This is a genomic window from Heliomicrobium modesticaldum Ice1 (assembly GCF_000019165.1).
Lineage (GTDB): Bacteria > Bacillota > Desulfitobacteriia > Heliobacteriales > Heliobacteriaceae > Heliomicrobium > Heliomicrobium modesticaldum.
Map to the genome: position 1 here is coordinate 1253576 of NC_010337.2, position 17229 is coordinate 1270804.

General features: G+C 60.4%; 19 protein-coding genes. 13 read left to right on the plus strand and 6 right to left on the minus strand.

Translation table 11 applies throughout. The annotated features are described in order from the left end of the window. Positions 1–48: 48 nt before the first annotated feature. Positions 49–918 carry a sporulation peptidase YabG gene (gene yabG / locus HM1_RS05585; protein WP_012282334.1) on the plus strand — a complete coding sequence of 290 codons (870 nt, stop codon included), beginning with the start codon at positions 49–51 and terminating at the stop codon, positions 916–918. A 281-nt stretch (positions 919–1199) separates the two neighbouring features. On the opposite strand, the gene HM1_RS05590 is transcribed toward yabG, so the two are convergent. Both HM1_RS05590 and HM1_RS15130 read right to left on the minus strand, forming a co-directional pair. Next, a complete protein-coding gene (locus HM1_RS05590) occupies positions 1200–1607 on the minus strand; it encodes an HI0074 family nucleotidyltransferase substrate-binding subunit (RefSeq protein ID WP_012282335.1) in 408 nt (135 codons plus the stop codon). Next, on the minus strand, positions 1595–1891 hold the full coding sequence (locus tag HM1_RS15130; RefSeq protein WP_083765156.1) for a nucleotidyltransferase family protein: 297 nt from the start codon (positions 1889–1891) through the stop codon (positions 1595–1597). The genes HM1_RS05590 and HM1_RS15130 overlap by 13 nt, the downstream gene beginning before the upstream one ends. Before the next feature lie 715 nt (positions 1892–2606). Between HM1_RS15130 and ispE the strand changes: the two genes are divergently transcribed. The 8 genes from ispE (at position 2607) to spoVG (ending at position 8846) form a co-directional block, all read left to right on the plus strand. Beyond that, positions 2607–3554, plus strand: a complete 948-nt coding sequence (gene ispE, locus HM1_RS05595; protein WP_012282336.1) for a 4-(cytidine 5'-diphospho)-2-C-methyl-D-erythritol kinase — start codon at positions 2607–2609, stop codon at positions 3552–3554. After that, a complete protein-coding gene (locus tag HM1_RS05600) occupies positions 3530–4222 on the plus strand; it encodes a GntR family transcriptional regulator (protein WP_012282337.1) in 693 nt (230 codons plus the stop codon). The genes ispE and HM1_RS05600 overlap by 25 nt, the downstream gene beginning before the upstream one ends. 57 nt (positions 4223–4279) lie before the next feature. After that, complete coding sequence (locus HM1_RS05605) at positions 4280–5146, plus strand: nucleotidyltransferase family protein (RefSeq protein WP_012282338.1); 867 nt, start codon at positions 4280–4282, stop codon at positions 5144–5146. A gap of 170 nt (positions 5147–5316) precedes the next feature. Further along, positions 5317–5913: a hypothetical protein gene (locus tag HM1_RS05610; RefSeq protein ID WP_012282339.1), complete on the plus strand. Its 597-nt coding sequence runs from the start codon at positions 5317–5319 to the stop codon at positions 5911–5913. Between the two features lie 132 nt (positions 5914–6045). Next, positions 6046–6618, plus strand: coding sequence for a hypothetical protein (locus HM1_RS05615; protein WP_012282340.1), 573 nt, complete (start codon positions 6046–6048; stop codon positions 6616–6618). Positions 6619–6753: 135 nt separating this feature from the next. Then, a complete protein-coding gene (locus HM1_RS05620; RefSeq protein ID WP_012282342.1) occupies positions 6754–7020 on the plus strand; it encodes a ferritin family protein in 267 nt (88 codons plus the stop codon). 151 nt (positions 7021–7171) lie between these two features. Further along, positions 7172–8413 (plus strand): threonine ammonia-lyase, encoded by a 1242-nt coding sequence (gene ilvA / locus HM1_RS05625; protein WP_012282343.1) that lies wholly within the window; start codon positions 7172–7174, stop codon positions 8411–8413. Between the two features lie 163 nt (positions 8414–8576). Then, on the plus strand, positions 8577–8846 hold the full coding sequence (spoVG, locus tag HM1_RS05630) for a septation regulator SpoVG (RefSeq protein WP_012282344.1): 270 nt from the start codon (positions 8577–8579) through the stop codon (positions 8844–8846). Between the two features lie 119 nt (positions 8847–8965). On the opposite strand, the gene HM1_RS14505 is transcribed toward spoVG, so the two are convergent. Next, complete coding sequence (locus tag HM1_RS14505; RefSeq protein WP_012282345.1) at positions 8966–10333, minus strand: putative amidoligase domain-containing protein; 1368 nt, start codon at positions 10331–10333, stop codon at positions 8966–8968. Between the two features lie 112 nt (positions 10334–10445). Between HM1_RS14505 and glmU the strand changes: the two genes are divergently transcribed. Next, positions 10446–11822 (plus strand): bifunctional UDP-N-acetylglucosamine diphosphorylase/glucosamine-1-phosphate N-acetyltransferase GlmU, encoded by a 1377-nt coding sequence (glmU, locus tag HM1_RS05640; RefSeq protein WP_012282346.1) that lies wholly within the window; start codon positions 10446–10448, stop codon positions 11820–11822. Between the two features lie 45 nt (positions 11823–11867). After that, positions 11868–12815: a ribose-phosphate diphosphokinase gene (locus tag HM1_RS05645; protein WP_012282347.1), complete on the plus strand. Its 948-nt coding sequence runs from the start codon at positions 11868–11870 to the stop codon at positions 12813–12815. Between the two features lie 136 nt (positions 12816–12951). On the opposite strand, the gene HM1_RS14510 is transcribed toward HM1_RS05645, so the two are convergent. Next, on the minus strand, positions 12952–14085 hold the full coding sequence (locus tag HM1_RS14510) for a PRC-barrel domain-containing protein (RefSeq protein WP_012282348.1): 1134 nt from the start codon (positions 14083–14085) through the stop codon (positions 12952–12954). 148 nt (positions 14086–14233) lie between these two features. On the opposite strand from HM1_RS14510, the gene HM1_RS05655 reads away from it, so the two are divergent. Both HM1_RS05655 and pth read left to right on the plus strand, forming a co-directional pair. Then, positions 14234–14929, plus strand: a complete 696-nt coding sequence (locus HM1_RS05655; protein WP_012282349.1) for a 50S ribosomal protein L25 — start codon at positions 14234–14236, stop codon at positions 14927–14929. A gap of 136 nt (positions 14930–15065) precedes the next feature. After that, positions 15066–15662 carry an aminoacyl-tRNA hydrolase gene (gene pth / locus HM1_RS05660; protein ID WP_041313417.1) on the plus strand — a complete coding sequence of 199 codons (597 nt, stop codon included), beginning with the start codon at positions 15066–15068 and terminating at the stop codon, positions 15660–15662. A gap of 18 nt (positions 15663–15680) precedes the next feature. Here pth and HM1_RS05665 read toward each other — a convergent pair whose 3' ends face one another. Then, positions 15681–16448, minus strand: a complete 768-nt coding sequence (locus HM1_RS05665; RefSeq protein WP_012282351.1) for a DNA polymerase beta superfamily protein — start codon at positions 16446–16448, stop codon at positions 15681–15683. A 62-nt stretch (positions 16449–16510) separates the two neighbouring features. Then, positions 16511–17104, minus strand: a complete 594-nt coding sequence (locus tag HM1_RS05670; RefSeq protein ID WP_012282352.1) for an HD-GYP domain-containing protein — start codon at positions 17102–17104, stop codon at positions 16511–16513. Positions 17105–17229: the final 125 nt, after the last annotated feature.

A 17229-nucleotide genomic window follows, 5' to 3' on the forward strand; every position in this document is an offset into this window, starting at 1 on the left:
ATTACTGACGTAGCGTATGAGCGTAGCAAATGGGGGAGATGCAGCGAAATGGAGGAATTGCGCGTCGGGACCATCGTGACCCGTCATTCATATGGGAACGACATTTTTTTTCGCATCGCCGAAATCTGGCCGGGAGAAGAGGAGCCGGAGGCCCGGTTGCTGGGACTCGATATGCGGCTTGAGTCGGACGCGCCTGTGAGCGACCTCGACATACCGCCGCTGTTGGAGATATTTAGATATAAACAGCGGGTTCTTCTGCAAAACTACAAGCGGGTAGGCCGGCTGGTGGACCGGCGGCAGGTGTCCGCCCTTCCGCTCGATGACGATCCCACAGGGGAACAGCAGCGGAAACTGGCCTATCAGATGCCGGGGTCGGTGCTGCATATCGACGGAAACGAAGAGTACTTGGAACTGTGTCTGGACACGTACAAGCAGTTGAACATCCGTGCCCGCGGCTTTTGTTACCCTGAAGGGCACTTCCCCGAAGTCGTCGTCCGTCACCTGGAGCGATACAGACCTGATATCCTGATCATCACCGGTCATGACAGCTTGCTCAAGGCGGTGAAGGATTCCGGAGCTTCCAAGTCCTACCGCAACTCGCACCATTTTGTCGAGGCCGTCCAGGCAGCGCGCAAGGTCGTTGCGGATCCTGACGAACTGGTCATCTTCGCCGGCGGCTGCCAGTCCAATTTTGAAGCCCTCTTGAAAGCCGGCGCCAACTACGCCTCATCGCCTGACCGTGTCATGATCCATGCCCTTGATCCGGTGCTGATCGCCGAAAAGCTGGCCTACACGCCGGTCCATGAGTATGTGGAGCTTCAGGATGTCCTGGCCAACACGATCAGCGGTCCCGAAGGGATCGGCGGGATCAGGACACGAGGCTGTTTTCGCTGGGGGAACGCGAGGCGGATTTATTAAATCGCTCATATTATCTATTCGTATCATGCCTGCTGCCGTCCAACAGCTTGAGCGCCTCCAGCCCCCGTGATTTGCAGCATGGGGACGTCAAACTCGGTGCCCTGTGCTGCCCATGACGATGAAGAAGCCGCCTCCTGCGTATTTTTTTCGCGTGAGACGGCTTTTCTGCTTCCTGCGCTGTTTTCCTGCTTTTTTCGTTCCTGTGAATTGCCGATTTTGTCGGTAAACGGTTTTCCGTCAATGAGGGCTAAGCCGCTACAGCAAAAAAGACAAACTGATAACTACTCCTCAATCGCGTCCATTCCATCTCGTATGGCTTTCACCCAGCGTCTCAATAAAGAGGCATAACGTGGAAGTTTCATGAAAATGGCTCTCGCCAGCTCTTCGTTATAGGTATGGACAGTAAGATTTCTATCATCGACCATTTCTAAGGCTTCACTGGTTTCTGTCGGTGTCAGCAGACCGACTTGCATACATGCTCGGATCACGCCTTTTGGAGAACCGATTTCGATCCCTTCCATCTCTCGCAAGTAGTGGAGCGCCGCTTTCCAGGTTGCCTCAAAGGAATACTCGAATCGTTGCAGGGAAGCATCCCGTTCCACTTCGTTCGGCTTGGGCACTTGCAACAATACTTCGAGCGTCGATACGGCTCGACAGGCCACATCGATACGTTGCTTCAGACGTTCCATGGAATCCCTTCCCTCATCACTTGCTCCCGAAAAGCACTGTCCGTTTGTGCCAAATCCACTACATCAACCGGATAAGGCAGCGGAGATTCTTCAAAAGCAGCACGTAACCTGGCCAAGGTTCCAGGAGGTAGCGGTTCCTCTGCCCAAATGGCGATATCGATGTCAGAGGATGGTCGTTCCTCGAACCGAGACCAGGAACCAAAAAGGAAAACCCGTATTCGGTAAGAACTTAGATTTTCCTTCAAGATGGTATCAATCATCGCGGAGAAGCGTTCACGTTCCATATCCGTTCACCACACCTCAAGACGGTTCATTCCATCGAATAAACTCCATTTTACACACTTTTCCCCAATTGAGCAAGTTTCAAAGGGGTCGTACCCCCAAACAATTCTGACAATTCACTACAATTTGAGATCGTAGACCTAGACCCGCCAACCCTCCCCACTGGAACCGGGCCAGCAGGGCGGCCCGCTAAGTCTGCTGCTCGCTATCGAACGACAAAAAAGTGACAGCAATCATCCTTAGGGCATAGCCATCGCTTGTGATTTATGTTACAATATGAATGGAAGCAACCCATCAATGCCCCCATCCATCGCCAATTTCTATTTATAGAACGAGGTTGACGCCGTTCCGAGCGGCGTCGTTTTTGTGCTTTCATACTTTATTGTCAGGCCGCATAACACTGTAGGGCGGGGCGGGTTCACTCATCTGCGAAGGCCAAGCGGATGAGGCGCGAAAACCGCCCTGCGGAAAGGCAGACTATCAACCTTGCCCCATCACCCATCGCGAGCTGCACGGTTCATGCGCGCTTCATCGCCCCGGTCGGGAGAACGGGTGGTGAGGCTTATTGCCGTTGCGCTGCATAAGGGGGTAGCCGAAGGGTCACGCTGAAAATGCTGTCGAGTCTACGACTGTGGAAGTTGTCGAAATAAAGGGAAATCGTGGTCCTTTGCGGAATAAAGAGGGAAATCAGACCTGGGAAAGGGGAGGTTCCCGATCTTGCGCTTGCTGGCGCCAGCCAAAATCAACTTAGCCCTCGATGTGCTCGGCCGTCGCGCCGATGGCTATCATCAAGTGGTCATGGTCATGCAGACGATCGCCCTCGCCGATACGGTGACAGTCGCCGTCAATGAGGGCCACGGTGCGATCCGCCTGGCCGGCGGGACGGAGGAGGCGCCGCCCGATGCGGACAACCTCGTGTACCGGGCCGCCCAGCTCGTCCGAGAGACTGCAGGCCTCTCCTGCGGCGTCGACATTGACCTGGAAAAAGTGATCCCCGTGGCGGCCGGCCTGGCGGGCGGCAGTTCTGACGCGGCAGCGACGGTCAAGGCCTTAAACCGCCTGTTCCGCCTCGGGTGGAGTGATAGAGAGATGGAAACCCTCCTGGCCCGATTGGGATCAGACATCCCCTTTCTGGTGCGCGGAGGCACCGCCCTGGCGACGGGGCGGGGTGAGATCGTACATAGGCTGCCCCCTGCGCCGGCCTTCTGGGTCGTCCTGGTCAAGCCGCCCTTCGGCGCCTCGACGCCCAAGGTCTACAAAGCCTTAGGCGCGCCGGCCCTGCCCGATCCATTGCCCTGGCCGCAGGCGATGAAGCCGGCGACGACGCCGCCCGGCACGGCCGCTTACCGCATGATCGAGGCTTTGAAGACCGGTGACTACGGCAACGTGCTGGAGGCACTCGGCAATGACTTGGAACAGGTGACTTTGGAGTGGCACCCGGTCCTCAAAGAGATCAAGGTACAACTGACGCGTTTCGGCTGTGACCGGGCGCTCATGTCGGGGAGCGGACCGACCATCCTCGGATTTACCGCATCGGAAGCGACGGCCCGCTCCGTGGCCGCAGCGATGGAGGAACAGTGGGGACCGCAACGATACCGGGTATTGATCGCCCGGACGCTGGAGCGAGAGGAGGCCGATGAATGGAACGTCGACTGTTGCCGATAATATTGGACAACTACCGCCCTCTGCGCGATATCGTCTTCGAGAACCTGCGCGAAGCCATCATCACAGGGGTGTTGCGTCCGGGGGAACGGCTGATGGAGATCCAACTGGCCGAGGAGATGGGCGTCAGCCGCACGCCCGTCCGCGAAGCCATCCGCAAACTGGAACTGGAAGGCTTTGTCGTCATGGTTCCGCGCAAGGGCGCTTATGTTTCCAATATTTCGGTCAAAGATATAACCGATGTCTTTGAACTGCGGGCCGCTCTGGAGTCACTGGCGGCCGGCTTGGCGGCCCAGCGGATCACCGAAGACGAGACTGAGCAGATGGAACGGCTCCTCGTCAAGACCATGTCCTGCTTTGAAGAGGACAACCTCAATGACCTGGTGGAAACAGACATCGATTTTCACGACATGGTCTATCGGGCCAGCCGGAATCAGCGGCTCGTCCAGATCATCAACAACCTGCGCGAGCAGTTGCGCCGCTTCCGCACCACCTCCCTCAGCCATCCCGGCCGTATGCGCGAGGCCTGGGAGGAGCACCGCAAGCTTGTCGAGGCCATCGCCGATCGCAACGTCCCCCTGGCCCAGTCGCTGGCCTGGGAGCACATCGAAAACGCCGAGAACAGCATGCTGGAAGCGATGGGCGTGGTGAAGCAGAAGCTGCAATCGTAGTTGATACCGCCATCGTCATCTACGCTTCAAGCGTAACCGCCGGGAGGTGGGAGCGGCATGGATGCCTTGGTCCTAGCGGCGGGTCCGAACAACGGGCGACTCCGTTCTTGCCATACGGCGTCCATGGAGGCCCTCATCCCCATCGGGCGGCGTCCCATGGTCGATTACGTCGTCCAGGCCCTGCGCCATTGCCGCGAGATCAACCGCATCGTCGTCGTCGGACCGCTGGCATTGAGCGACTATTATCTTGAGGATCAGCGGGTGACCGTCGTCAGCGGCGGGAAAGACCCCATCGAGAGCCTGCAATGCGGTTTGGCGGCCCTCGCTGTTCCGGCGGGCCGGACTGAACCGGCGAAGCATGATGTCCTCACAGACGGCGCGGTGCTGGCAGACCAAGCCTTTTCGGCGTCCGACAAAGGCCGTGACCGCTGTGAGAAAGCCGATCAGCTCCTGGTCGTCACCGGCGATCTGCCGCTGCTCACGCCCCAAGTCCTTGAGGCCTTTCTTCACGCCTGCCGGTCCCGGGAAGGCGATGTCTTCTACCCGGTCGTCCGGCGTGAGGATTGTGAACGGCGCTACCCCGATGTCCGGCGCACCTACGTGCGCCTCCAAGAGGGATGGGTGACCGGCGGAAACCTCTTGCTCATCCGTCCGTCCGTCATTCCCAGAGCCTTGACGCGCGCCCGGCGCTTTGTCCGCCTGCGCAAAAGCCCGCTGGCCCTCAGCCGCCTCTTAGGCTGGTCCTTTCTCATCCGTTTTCTCCTCCGGCGGTTGACCATCGCCCAGGTGGAGGCCAGGGTGTCCGAGCTGTTCCGTTTGCGCGCCGTCGGCGTTCTATCGAGCAGCCCGGAACTCGGCATCGACGTGGATAAACCGTCCGACCTGGAGTTGGTCCGGCGATGCCTGGCCGGGTTATCGAGCTAAGGCGCTCTGCCTCAAGGGAAGATTCTTTTGCAGCGCCGTCGAGCCTCATCACGGGTGCAGGCCTGTTTACCACCGGCAACGTTAGCTCATGGAGATTTTGCGGATTCAGGGACCCTTGCCCCTGCCGGTTCATATACTGGGGTAGAACCGGACAGGGTGGTGAATCGAATATGGAAGTAAAAGGGAGAACCGGGGTGATCCCGGCGCGCCTGCAAGTCCTGTCAGGACGGTATGACGCGCTGGAAGAGCCGCTGGTTTTTTCTGTTTTTGGTAAAAAGAGAGAACCGGCACTCATCCGACTTCCGCTGGCGGAGGAAACAAGTCCAGAAGAGCCGACCGACGCATCTCAACCCTACATCCCAACCGTGACAGCCGAGTATCGCGGCTGCGCCTGGACCTTCGAACGGGAACAGGTCCGGGTCGATCTGAACATCCTTCTTTTCATCGTCCTGCGGCCAAAGCGGGGCCGCTACTCCCTCATCCCAGTCTACCACCGTTGCCGCTGGGAGCGTCCCTGGCGCGATCTGCTCACAGACCGGGAGGCGGTGGTTGACCCGGCGCGGTGGGACGGGCAGGCCCGTGTCGGGGCGATCCGTTGCCAGGTTCAGGGCTGGCAGCAGCGGGAGGGATGCTTGGAGATTCGCCTCTTTGCTGTCGGTCCCGTGAGCCTCAAGCTCTATGAATGGCGAGAGGTCGGCCTCGGGGCCTCGATGGTCTTGGCGCCTGCGTCCTCACCAAAAGGGCGGCTGCCTCATACAATGGGGTAGAAAAAAACACCATACCCGGCAAAAAAGAGCGGCGGCGGTTCACCCATTTCTTGGTTCCCACATACTATGTGGCGAGCCGGCTTGGGCCGGGAAATGACCCCTGGAGGCAAACAAGAAAAAGGAGGATGCTTCATGGACTCCAAAAACGGCACCATCGAACTATTTGCGCAAGTCGTGGTGGCGAAAAATGTTCAGCGCGACGAGCCGATCTTTTTCGCGACCGATCCCGCCAATCCCAGCCGGATTATTCCCTTCCGCATCTGCCTCGATAACATCGACTGCGACCCCATTGTAGCCATCGAAAATATCATCTTTGACTTCAATCGCAAAGAAGATGTCACCGTCAACCTGACCGGCAACGTGACGATCACCCTCAAGTTTGACCTGGTCTTCCTGGTCAAGGACGCTTCCGGCAACCGGGCGGTCCGCGTCGTTCCCGGCACCTTCACGAAGATCATCCAGCTGCATGAGTTCTGCCCGTCCCTGACGCCGGCGGAACTGGCCGAAGAGGTGGAAGACGCCGAGGTGCTCGTCCGCAATGTCCGCTTCGATGTCATCCTGCACCGCAATGACGAGTGCGTCATCAACGGCCGCAAAGGCACCCCCGCCGATGTGCTCGTCTTTGCCGATCTGATCGTCAAGCTGACCCGCTTTACCGATGTCATCGTGGTTGGGGAGCTCGATCTCCTGGAAAAAGAATGTTAAAGGGCGGCAGTGCCGATTTTGTCCGGCCCCGACCGGCGCTGAGGGCAGGGAACATCCCCTGCTTTTTCGTTTACAGGGGCACAGAATCGAAACGGGAGGTGGCCTCATCCCCCTGACAAGGAGGCGATCGTCGCGGTGCGCACAAAGGAAAACATCCTGAAAGCCCTCGTCTACGAGCAGGCGGCCTACTACAACTACCGCAAGTTTGCCGACGAAGCGAAGAAAGACGGCCTCGCTGATGCGGCCGAATTGTTTTACGACCTGGCCGGGCAGGAGATGGAGCACAAGAACCGACTGCTGGGCCAGTTGAAAAACCTGGTTCCCAAGGACCTGACACGGGGAAAGCGAAAGTTTGCCCTCTTGTCCAATCCAACGGCTCATTCCGGTTCGCCGGAAGATTGATGCGAGGCCTCTATCGCCGGGGAAGGCGGTGGAGGCTTTGCACTTCTTGGGAGATGCATAGCCTGTGGCCGATGATGGAAAAAATAGCGTTTGGTAGAAGCGATTGGATAAGGTCGCGACGTAGAGACTAGCGGGAAAAGGGGATGTCACGATGCCCCATGAAGCGAGGCGGGCGGAGGCACTGACCCTGGAAGACATCCGCCTTGCCGCCGGGCGCTTGAAAGGCAGGCTGCACCACACCCCCTTCGAGCAGTCAGCCACCTTCAGCCGTCTCAGCGGACGGGATGTCTGGCTGAAATGCGAGAACATGCAGCGGACGGGCTCCTTCAAAATCCGGGGCGCCCTAAACAAGATCCTCAGCCTGACCGAAGAGGAACGCGCGCGAGGGGTGATCGCCGCGTCTGCCGGCAACCATGCCCAAGGGGTGGCCCTCGGCGCATCCCTGATCGGTGTGCCGGCGACGATCGTCATGCCCAAGGGGGCGCCCCTGGCCAAGGTGGAGGCCACCCGCGATTACGGCGCCCAGGTCATTCTCCATGGCGATTTTTATGACGAAGCCTACGAACACGCACAGGAACTGAGGCGTCGAACCGGTGCCGTCTTCATCCATGCCTTTGATGATCCCCAGGTCATCGCCGGCCAGGGAACGCTCGGGCTGGAGATCCTGGAACAGATGCGTCCGATCGGCGCCTTTGACGGCATCGTGCTTCCCATCGGCGGCGGCGGCCTGGCCGGCGGTCTGGCGCTGGCCGTCAAAAGCCTCCATCCCGAGATGCGCATCGTCGGCGTCCAGGCCGAGTCAGCACCAGCCATGGCCCTCTCCAAAAAACTGCATACCCACACGGTCGTCGCCTGCAAAGCCACCATCGCCGACGGCATCGCCGTCTCCTGCCCCGGCAACCTCACCTTCAGCCTCATTGAACAGCTCGTCGACGAGATCATCACCGTCAATGATGAATCGATCGCCAAGACGATGACCCTGCTGCTGGAACGTTCAAAGCTGGTCGTCGAGGGATCAGGCGTCATCGGGCTGGCGGCCCTCCTGGAGGAGCGCGTCGGCCGGCGTGGGGAACGCTGGGCGGCGCTGCTCTCCGGCGGCAACATCGACATCTCGGCCATCGCCCGCATCATCGAGCACGGCCTCGTCGAGAGCGGCCGCCGCTGGGAGTTCCGCACCACCTTGCCCGACCGTCCCGGCGCGCTGCAAAGCCTCCTGGCCGAGGTGGCCCGCGGCGGCGCCAACATCATCACCGTCATCCATGACCGGCTGCGGCCCGGCTTGTCCCTCAGTCAGGCCGAGGTGATCGTCGCTTTAGAGACGAGGGATCAGGAACATATCGGGCAATTGAGGGCACAACTGGCCGAGCGGGGATTCGGCGTCACTGATGTCTAGCAGCGATGACATCGGGGAGAACAGTGAAAAAATTTGAAACCATGTTATACAAAAGGGATACAAAATCTTAAAAAAAGTTTTCCATGACCAGAAGGTATTAACTGTCAGAGGTCGAATAATGTATGAGAATAATCGTGGGTGTGCTAGGGAAGGTGGTGAGAGCATGACGATCACCGATGTCCGCGTTAGAAAAGTGAATTTAGAAGGTAAAATGAAAGCGATTGTCTCCGTCACCTTCGACAACGCCTTTGTCGTCCATGACGTGAAAGTGGTTGAAGGACAAAAAGGGCTCTTTGTCGCAATGCCGAGCCGGCGGACGCCGGAAGGGGAATACCGCGACATTGCCCACCCGATCTCGGCGAAAGCGCGCGAACAGATTTCCGTTGCCGTGCTGAACGCCTATCAGGAGGCCCTTGCCAGTGCGATTGCATAATGTTTTTGCTTGAACGGATAGGCGTGGCCACATAAGCAAAAGAGATGCCAAGTGCATCTCTTTTTTGCATGCCCTGTTGGGTGGCTTGTGTGGACGATATCCCGATGGCGGATCAAACCTTACGTTTCGATCCGCCAGACCTGGCGCAGGTCCACTTCATCGTCCCACTCTCGGCCTTCGTCGATCATCCGCCATAAGGGCAGGATGTCGCCGGCCACCGCCTCATAACCGGGGAGTGACTCCAGATCCTGGCGCAGCCCGGCGACGCGGCGGCGGAAGTACTCCTTGTCGCCGGCGTAGAAGGCCTCAATGGCCTCACCGTCAGAAAAAAGGTTGCGGGGCAGGTGAAGGGCTTGTTCGACGATCAACTTGGCCAGGCTTAAGGTGGCCAGGGTGATCGCCGGTGAGACGAGCCAACTGGAGGGGGAGCGGTACTCAAAGCGGTCCGGTCCTTTGAGGCGCACATCGCCGATATAGCCGTAATACTTGCGCCGCCGAATCGCTGCATCGCCTCGTTCGATGAGAAAGAGCGGGATCAGCAGGTAATTGTCGAGGGCGCGCAGGATGGGGAAGGTGAGCGGAAGACCGCCGAAGTGAATGTGCCCGCCGATGGGAAACTGAGATAAGGGCATGGCGCCAGCCAGCATGCGCACCGGCTTTTTGCGCACCTTTGCGGCCGCCCCGGCCAGCAGGGCGCCGATGGCCTGGGTCAGCTCCCGTGCCGCTGTCTTCGGGGCTGGCCGGATCTCGGCGATGGCTTTGCGCCGGTCACAGCCGATAGGCCCATCTGTCTGAAAAAAACGGTTGGCTGGGACGAGTCTGCCGGAACGGCTGTGCTTGAACATGAACTCCGGATCTGCGCCAAGCGTGACGTCCGTGACGGACGCCTCGCCTGTTGCGGCCGCCGGATCCGCCGTGATTTCCCGCTGTTCCGATCCGCCACGCTTCCTCTCGATCAGTGGTATGATCGCCCGTGCGTAGGCCGCAGCCAGCTCCGGCGTGAGCAGCGGCGCCGTCGTCACCTTGGTCACGCGGGGGGTGCCGCGGACAGGCACAGCCAGGCTGACGGCGCCGAAATCGGCCCCTGCCAGGTACAACGCCCGCAGGGCCATGCCCGTACATTTTTGTCGCTCTAACCGGGAAAAGGTGTCGCTGCTCGACAGGGCGATCACCTGACCGTCGACGACATGGATCGTCAAGGTCCGTCCGGCTCCTTTGCGCGCCCCGTAAGGGAGCCGGTGAAGCTGGTAGAGTGCCGCCGGGTTGCGCAGGGCGATGATGGCGGCGCGAGGGTTGACGGTGAACCGGCTCCCCTCCACTCCCTTGGCTGTGCCGAAGCGGATCAGCCCCTGCGGCGGCGGGATTGGACAGTCAAGGCTATGCCTGCAGCCCAGCGCGTCGGCCAGGCGCCGCGCCGACAGCCGGTTGGGGTGAAGGACGAGCAGGTCCACTTTGTTCACCTCGTCGACAAGATTTTTAAGTGACATGAAAGGAAACGGCCCCTTGATGTGGAATAGTAGACGGGGACTTTCGGCTTTTGCATATTCTTGTGAGAGCATGGAATGGTAGAGACGCAAGCCATAACAGGAGGCGCAATCAATGCATAAGCGGACGGCTGTCGTCCTGGCTGCGGGGAAAGGGACCCGCATGAAATCCCGCCAGCCGAAAGTGCTTCATGAGGTTGCCGGCCAGCCGATGATTTGTCATGTCCTCGATGCCCTCACCGACTGCGGTGTTGCGCAGCCGATCGTCGTCATCGGTCATGGCGGAGAAGCGGTGCGGCAGCGCCTGGGGGATCGGGCGTGCTATGCCTGGCAGCAGGAACAGTTGGGCACCGGTCACGCGGTCATGATGGCCCGGCCCGAGGTACCCGAGGAAGTGGAGACGGTGATGGTCCTTTGCGGCGACACGCCGCTGCTCACCGGCGCCACCCTGTCGGCCCTCTGGGAGACCCACGAACAGTCGGGGGCCATGGGCACCGTGCTGACGGCGGTGATCGACGACCCGAAGGGGTACGGACGGATTCTGCGGGATGATGCCGGCCATGTGACGGCCATCGTCGAGGAAAAAGACGCCGACGAGAAGCAAAAAACGATCCGGGAGATCAACGCAGGCACCTACTGCTTTGACCGGGCGGCCCTCTTCGCCGCCCTTGATGCGATCACCCCGGCCAACGCCCAGGGTGAATACTACCTGACTGATGTGCTGGCCATCTTCCGCCAGCGGGGCGGCCTTGTGGTCGCTCACACCTTGCAGGACGAAAGGGAGATCCTCGGGATCAACTCGCGGGTGCAGCTCGCTGAAGCCGAGGCGGTCCTCCAGGACCGGCTGCGCCGCAAATGGATGGACGCCGGCGTGACCCTGATCGATCCCCCATCGGTGTTTTTCCACACCAAGGCGGTCGTCGGCGCCGACACTATCATTTATCCCCAGACGATCATCGAAGGGGAGACGGTCATCGGCGAAGGCTGCCGGATAGGTCCGGCGACGCGGATATGTGACAGCCGGATCGGAGAGAACGTGGTGATCCAGAACTCCGTCGTGCTCGACAGCCGGATCGGCGATGACTGCGCCGTCGGCCCCTTCGCCTATCTGCGCCCGGGGACATGCCTGGCTGAGGCGGTCAAGGTGGGCGACTTCGTGGAGATCAAGAAGTCGGTCATCGGCAAGGGCTCCAAGGTGCCCCACCTCAGCTACGTGGGCGATGCCACCGTTGGCGAAGACGTCAACATCGGCGCCGGCACGATCACCTGCAACTATGACGGAAAACATAAACATGTCACTGCCATCGAAGACGGGGCTTTTATCGGTTCCAACACCAACCTGGTGGCGCCGGTCACCGTCGGCGCCCATGCGCTGATCGGGGCGGGATCGACCATCACCAAAGACGTCCCCGCCGGCGCGTTGGCGGTGGAACGTTCCCGCATGAAGATCAAGGAGAACTTTCTCGGCCGGAAGCACAAGGGCTCGCAGTGACGCGCACAGCACGGAAAACGGCTAAACCCATCAGGAGGTGCCACCATGTCCTTTTTCAATAAAAAGTTAAAAATCTTCACGGGGAACGCCAACCCGGCGCTGGCGGAAGAGATTGCCGAGTACCTGGGGGTCCAGGTGGGCGCGGCGAAGGTCAAGAGCTTCAGCGACGGCGAGATTCAGATGGAGATCGATGAGAGTGTCCGCGGCGCCGATGTCTTCGTCGTCCAGCCGACCTGCTATCCTGTCAATGAAAACATCATGGAACTGCTGATCATGGTGGACGCCTTGCGCCGCGCCTCAGCGCGGCGGATCACCGCTGTTCTACCTTATTATGGGTACGCCCGGCAGGACCGGAAGGTGCGTGCCCGGGCGCCGATTTCGGCGAAACTGGTGGCCAATATCCTGACGGCCGCCGGCGCCCGCCGCGTCGTCACAATGGACCTCCATGCCGGCCAGATCCAGGGCTTCTTCGACATCCCTGTCGACCACCTGCCCGGTGTGCCCATCCTGGCCGAGTACTTCCTCAACAAGGGGCTCCAAGACATCGTTGTCGTCTCGCCCGACCTGGGCGGGGTGACCCGGGCGCGGGACCTGGCTGAGCGGATCGGCGCCTCCCTGGCCATCATCGACAAGCGCCGCCCTGAGCCGAACGTCTCCGAGGTCATGAACGTCATCGGCGATATTGAAGGCAAGACCGTCGTCATCACCGACGACATCATCGACACGGCCGGTACCATCGTCAACGGCGCCAAGGCCCTCCTGGAGCGGGGCGCCCGCGAGGTCTACACCTGCGCCACCCATGGCGTCCTGTCGGGACCGGCCATCGAGCGGATCCAGAACTCGCCCATCAAAGAGATGATCCTGACCAACACGATCCCCCTGCCGCCGGAAAAGCAGATCGATAAGATCCGCGTTCTCTCTGTGGCGCCGCTGCTCGGCGAGGCGATCATTCGCATCCACGAGGACCTGTCGGTGAGCAAGTTGTTTGACTGAGTCAAGGGGTATTGTATCGCTACGGAGCCCCCAGGCTGATTTGACTGGGGGTATTGAAGAGGCCTGAGAAAAAGCGAGCGAAGCCGGAAGAAGCCCGGTTCGCTCGCTTTCCCCTTTTTTCATTACCGGCGCCGGCCTATTTCGTTTCCCCCTCGGCCGGCGAGGACGACGCCGGCCCGGCTTCCGGGGTAAGCGCCGGGGGCATCGCACAGTCGGAGGTGGCGGCCGCTTCCCGGGCTGCCGGTGAATCGCATGACAGATCATGGGCCGGAGAGGTGAGCGACGGTGGGGCCTCGACAATAGCGACGGCAGCAGGCGTTGGCAAAGCGGCAGTTGTCGCCTCGGGAGTCGGCTGTAGGACGATCGTTGCCGGAGCCTCAAGCGCCGCTGAGGAAACAGCCGGAAGAGGGCCTGCCATTGGGGAGAAATCGGCAGTTGCCCACTGTGCTGGCCCATCCGGTGGCGGGGAGGCGACCTTTTTCGAGGCCTGTTCGGCCTGCGCTGTTGTGGTCAGCGCTGTGGCTGTCGTTGATGTAGCGGGGGCAGACGAAGCAGCCGGGGCGGCGGGGGGCGACGAGGAGCCCCCGGCGTACTCGGGGGCCTTCCAGGGATTCAGATCGTCATCGTCGCCTGGTCCCTTTTTTCGGGCATCAAGGCCGATGGCCCGCCCGATGGCGCTGCCCCACTCCTTGCTCAGGCTGACCGTCGAGGTCCAGAAGCGCTCCGTCTGTTCGCTCACTTTTTTGACAGTGCCCTCAAAGGCGCTTTCCACAGGGGTCAACTGATCGAGGGCATCCTCATAGACGAGGACCATGGCTGGGCTGATGGTGCGGATGGCCGTCGCCGGCAGGAGCGCCCGGCTGTTGAACCAGCCTTCGCCGAAGTGGCCCCGGATCTCGATGGTCAGCAGTTTGCCGGTGCGGTGATCAAAGTAGTACTCGACAACCACCCCGATCTTTTGGCCCAGGGTGGTGAGCACCTTGCTGCCGATGATCACCGTTTTCGATTTGATCAGTTCGAACAGGTGGGGCAGGTTGGTGGCCCGCTGGACTTGGCTGGAGCGGTCGATGACGATGGCGTCGTCGCCGATGGAATGCACCTTCGTATAGGGGATGATCTTCTGTTCGCGAAAGAGGCCCTTCTGGTCCACCTGCAATGCGACCACTTCCAAGGCCTCGGGGTCGACGACCAATCCGCGAACAGTCCCCAGTTTCTGGCCCTCGTCAAGGCTGACGATGGGCCGGGTCAGCAAGCTCTTGCTGGCAAGCATGCGGTGGGGGCCTCCTTTTTTTCATAGATTCCTCTGCTTCAATCTATGCTTGTCTCGGCAAGGACATGACTGGCGCGGATGGTATGCCGGTCTCCTGGTCATACTTTAGATGGAAGCATTTTGAAATCAGGAATCGGGAGGGCCACATATGCTATCGGGAGAACTGCGCGCGATCCGGCGGGAGAAGGGGTCGCGGGGGTACATCAAAGAACTGCGCAAGCGCGGGTTGCTGCCTGCTGTGGTATACGGCAAGGACAAGCCGGACATGCTCATCTCCGTCAACGCCAAGGAACTGTCCGGCCTATTGAAGGCGATGGGCAGCGCCAGCGCCATCCTCGACCTGCAGGTGGAGGGGAGCGATGACCGGCACAAGGTGATGCTGAAGGAGATGCAGCGTGACCCGGTCGGCCGGATGCCCAACCATGTCGACTTCCAACTGGTGGACTGGAACAAGCCGGTTCACGCCGAAATCCCCATCCATCTCGTGGGAACCCCGGCCGGCGTCAAGGCCGGCGGCATCATCCAGCACGGCCTGCGCACCGTCGAGGTGGAAGGGTTGCCGGGGAAGCTGCCGCCCCGCTTTGACATCGATATCTCCCATCTGGAGTTGCATGACAAGATGACCGTCGCCGATATCACCTCGCCGGCGGGGATCGCGATCATCTCTGAGCCGGACCAGGTCATCCTCTCCATCATCGTTCCCCGGGCTGTGCTGGAGCCGGCTGAGTCGGCGCCTGTGCTGGAGGAGAACGGCGACAAGGGAGCCAACGGGAAGGCCAACAGCAACGGGAAGGCTAACGGCAACGGGAAGGCTAATGGCGATGGGGAAAAGGCCGAGGAATAACCACGAGAAGAAGCCACCTGACATGGACAGGTGGCTTCTTCTCTTGCAAAGCGTAGTGGATACAGCCAAGAAGGGCTCGAAAAAGGGATACTCCCCCGCTGCCGCGAAGAATAGGAGGGAAAGGGGAGATGGACAGGTGAAGGCGATTGTCGGCTTGGGCAACCCCGGCCTGCAGTATGCGCGGACGCGCCACAACATCGGCTTTATGGTCGTGGACCGGTTGGCCGAGGCGTGGGGCGCCGAGGGATTCCGGGACAGGTTTCAAGGCCTCTGCAGCGAGGCGCGTGTAGAGGGGGAGAAGGTGCTCCTGCTCAAACCGCAGACTTATATGAATCTGAGCGGCCAATCGGTTGCGGCTTTGGCTGTTTTCTATAAACTGCTGCCGGAGGACATCCTGGTGATCTATGACGACATGGATTTGAAGCTCGGCAGGCTGCGTGCCCGGGCTAAGGGCGGCAGCGGCGGACATAACGGGATGAAGTCGATCATCGGCCTGCTGGGAACGGAGGCCTTTCCCCGGCTGAAGATGGGCATCGGTCGTCCAGCCGATCGCCGTCTCGCCGCCGCTCACGTGCTGGAGAGCTTCACTGAGGAGGAGCAAGAGACGGTCCGGGCGATGCTCGACCAGGGTAGGGAGGCGGCTGCCCTCTGGGTGGACAAGGGCATCATCGAGGTGATGAACCGGTTCAACGCCGGCGAAAACAAGGAGAAAGGCGCTTTCTCCAAGACATGACCACAGGCAGAGCGAGCCCTACTGCTTGGATAAAACCGATTCACCAAGGGCGCGCAGTTCTTCTGCCAAGGCCAGGCGGACCTCGTGGCGGACAGCCGTCTCCAACCAGGCGGCGAGTTCGGCGTCAAAGGGGGCGCCGTGGTAGCAGGAAGCCAGCCCTTCGGCTTCCTTGATTTTTTCCGTCAGCACTGCGTCGATCCGGTTGTTGTCGACGCTGCCTTTCTTGATGGCCAGCATCTGTTGGCGTGACGGACCGTCGTACCATAGGGCGGCGCCGAAATCCCAGCCGGAGTCGGCGTAGCGCGCGAGCAGATCGAGGAGCCGGAAGGCGTGTAACGCCTCTTTTGTGTCATAGCCGTAGCGTCGCACCAGCGGAAGCGTCTTTTCCGTGCCCTTGCGCAGGGTGCGCATTTTTTCTTTCGCCGTTCCCAGGCAGTTCCGGTAGAGCCCCGCCCGGTTCATCGCCGCCAGGCCGTCGCGGCGGTCCAGGAGCGCCTGGCCGAATGCCTTGTGGCGGTCGTGGATGCGCCATTGGCGGCTGAACAGGACCTCCAGGAAATAGGGGTTGCCTTTTCTCACCAACTCGGCGAACCGGCGCAGGTCGTGGGCGGTGTAGTCGCAGGCGGGTGACGTTTTCGCCGCCGCGAAGGCCCGCTTGAGATAGAGGTCATCAAAATTGGGCAGGACAAGGTGCTTCCAATCCTCGTCAGAGTCGGCGTCATCGAGGTTGTAGTTGTGGGCACCGACGCGGGCCGAGAGGATGATATCCCGTCCGGCAAGGCTCATGGCGGATCTCCTTCGGATAAAAAGGTGTGCTGCCGGTCGCCGCACGGCGCTGTTCATGGCCTTCAGCCGGAACCTGTAAGTCCTGCGGCGTAGGCCATAAATGCGCTGAAAACGGCGGGGTCAAACCATTGTTGGCGCTTTCTCAGATAATCGATCGCCTCGATCCGGGTACGCCCCTTCTGGGTGACTCTGTCCTCCTGGGCCATGGCGAAGGTGTCACAGATTCCGATGATCCGGGCGCCGTAGAGGATCTCCTCACCTTTGAGCCCGCTGGGGTAGCCGGAACCGTCGAAATGCTCATGGTGCTGGCCGATCATCTTGGCCACCTCAGGGGGGAAGAGACCAGTCTCGCGGACGATCGACTCGCCGTGAGCGCTGTGCACCTGGATGAGGATCTGCTCGATGGGGTCGATGCCGTGCGATTTCTGCAGGATGTCGGAGGCGACGCGGAGCTTGCCGATATCGTGAAGGAGCGCGGCCAGGATGATCGGTTGCGCCTGTTCGCCGGTGATGCCGAGATGGGCCAGGAAACCGCGAACGACCTTGGCCACGTCCTGGGTGTGTAAAAGACCGGGACGGTCGTGGGCCTCCAGCTTTTCCAGCAACTTGTGGGTTTCTTCCAGCAGACCCTTGTATGTTTCCGCGTCGAGGGACATCGGGAGGCACCTCCTCGGTGTTGTCTGTATTTCATTGTAACCGATTACCATTTTTCTTGAAACAGGCTTTTCTTGACCCCGTCGCAGGGGCAACAATATAATGAGAACGAATTCGGCCGTTCCCC

Bases quoted from the DNA above. Each gene is read 5' to 3' on its own strand.
- yabG (WP_012282334.1), top strand. From the start codon at position 49: ATGGAGGAATTGCGCGTCGGGACCATCGTGACCCGTCATTCATATGGG.
- glmU (WP_012282346.1), top strand. From the start codon at position 10,446: ATGCATAAGCGGACGGCTGTCGTCCTGGCTGCGGGGAAAGGGACCCGC.
- HM1_RS15130 (WP_083765156.1), bottom strand. From the start codon at position 1,891: ATGGAACGTGAACGCTTCTCCGCGATGATTGATACCATCTTGAAGGAA.
- spoVG (WP_012282344.1), top strand. From the start codon at position 8,577: ATGACGATCACCGATGTCCGCGTTAGAAAAGTGAATTTAGAAGGTAAA.
- HM1_RS05655 (WP_012282349.1), top strand. From the start codon at position 14,234: ATGCTATCGGGAGAACTGCGCGCGATCCGGCGGGAGAAGGGGTCGCGG.
- HM1_RS05610 (WP_012282339.1), top strand. From the start codon at position 5,317: ATGGAAGTAAAAGGGAGAACCGGGGTGATCCCGGCGCGCCTGCAAGTC.
- HM1_RS05605 (WP_012282338.1), top strand. From the start codon at position 4,280: ATGGATGCCTTGGTCCTAGCGGCGGGTCCGAACAACGGGCGACTCCGT.
- HM1_RS05590 (WP_012282335.1), bottom strand. From the start codon at position 1,607: ATGGAACGTCTGAAGCAACGTATCGATGTGGCCTGTCGAGCCGTATCG.
- HM1_RS05665 (WP_012282351.1), bottom strand. From the start codon at position 16,448: ATGAGCCTTGCCGGACGGGATATCATCCTCTCGGCCCGCGTCGGTGCC.
- HM1_RS14505 (WP_012282345.1), bottom strand. From the start codon at position 10,333: ATGTCACTTAAAAATCTTGTCGACGAGGTGAACAAAGTGGACCTGCTC.
- ilvA (WP_012282343.1), top strand. From the start codon at position 7,172: ATGCCCCATGAAGCGAGGCGGGCGGAGGCACTGACCCTGGAAGACATC.
- HM1_RS05600 (WP_012282337.1), top strand. From the start codon at position 3,530: ATGGAACGTCGACTGTTGCCGATAATATTGGACAACTACCGCCCTCTG.
- HM1_RS05645 (WP_012282347.1), top strand. From the start codon at position 11,868: ATGTCCTTTTTCAATAAAAAGTTAAAAATCTTCACGGGGAACGCCAAC.
- HM1_RS05670 (WP_012282352.1), bottom strand. From the start codon at position 17,104: ATGTCCCTCGACGCGGAAACATACAAGGGTCTGCTGGAAGAAACCCAC.
- HM1_RS14510 (WP_012282348.1), bottom strand. From the start codon at position 14,085: ATGCTTGCCAGCAAGAGCTTGCTGACCCGGCCCATCGTCAGCCTTGAC.
- HM1_RS05615 (WP_012282340.1), top strand. From the start codon at position 6,046: ATGGACTCCAAAAACGGCACCATCGAACTATTTGCGCAAGTCGTGGTG.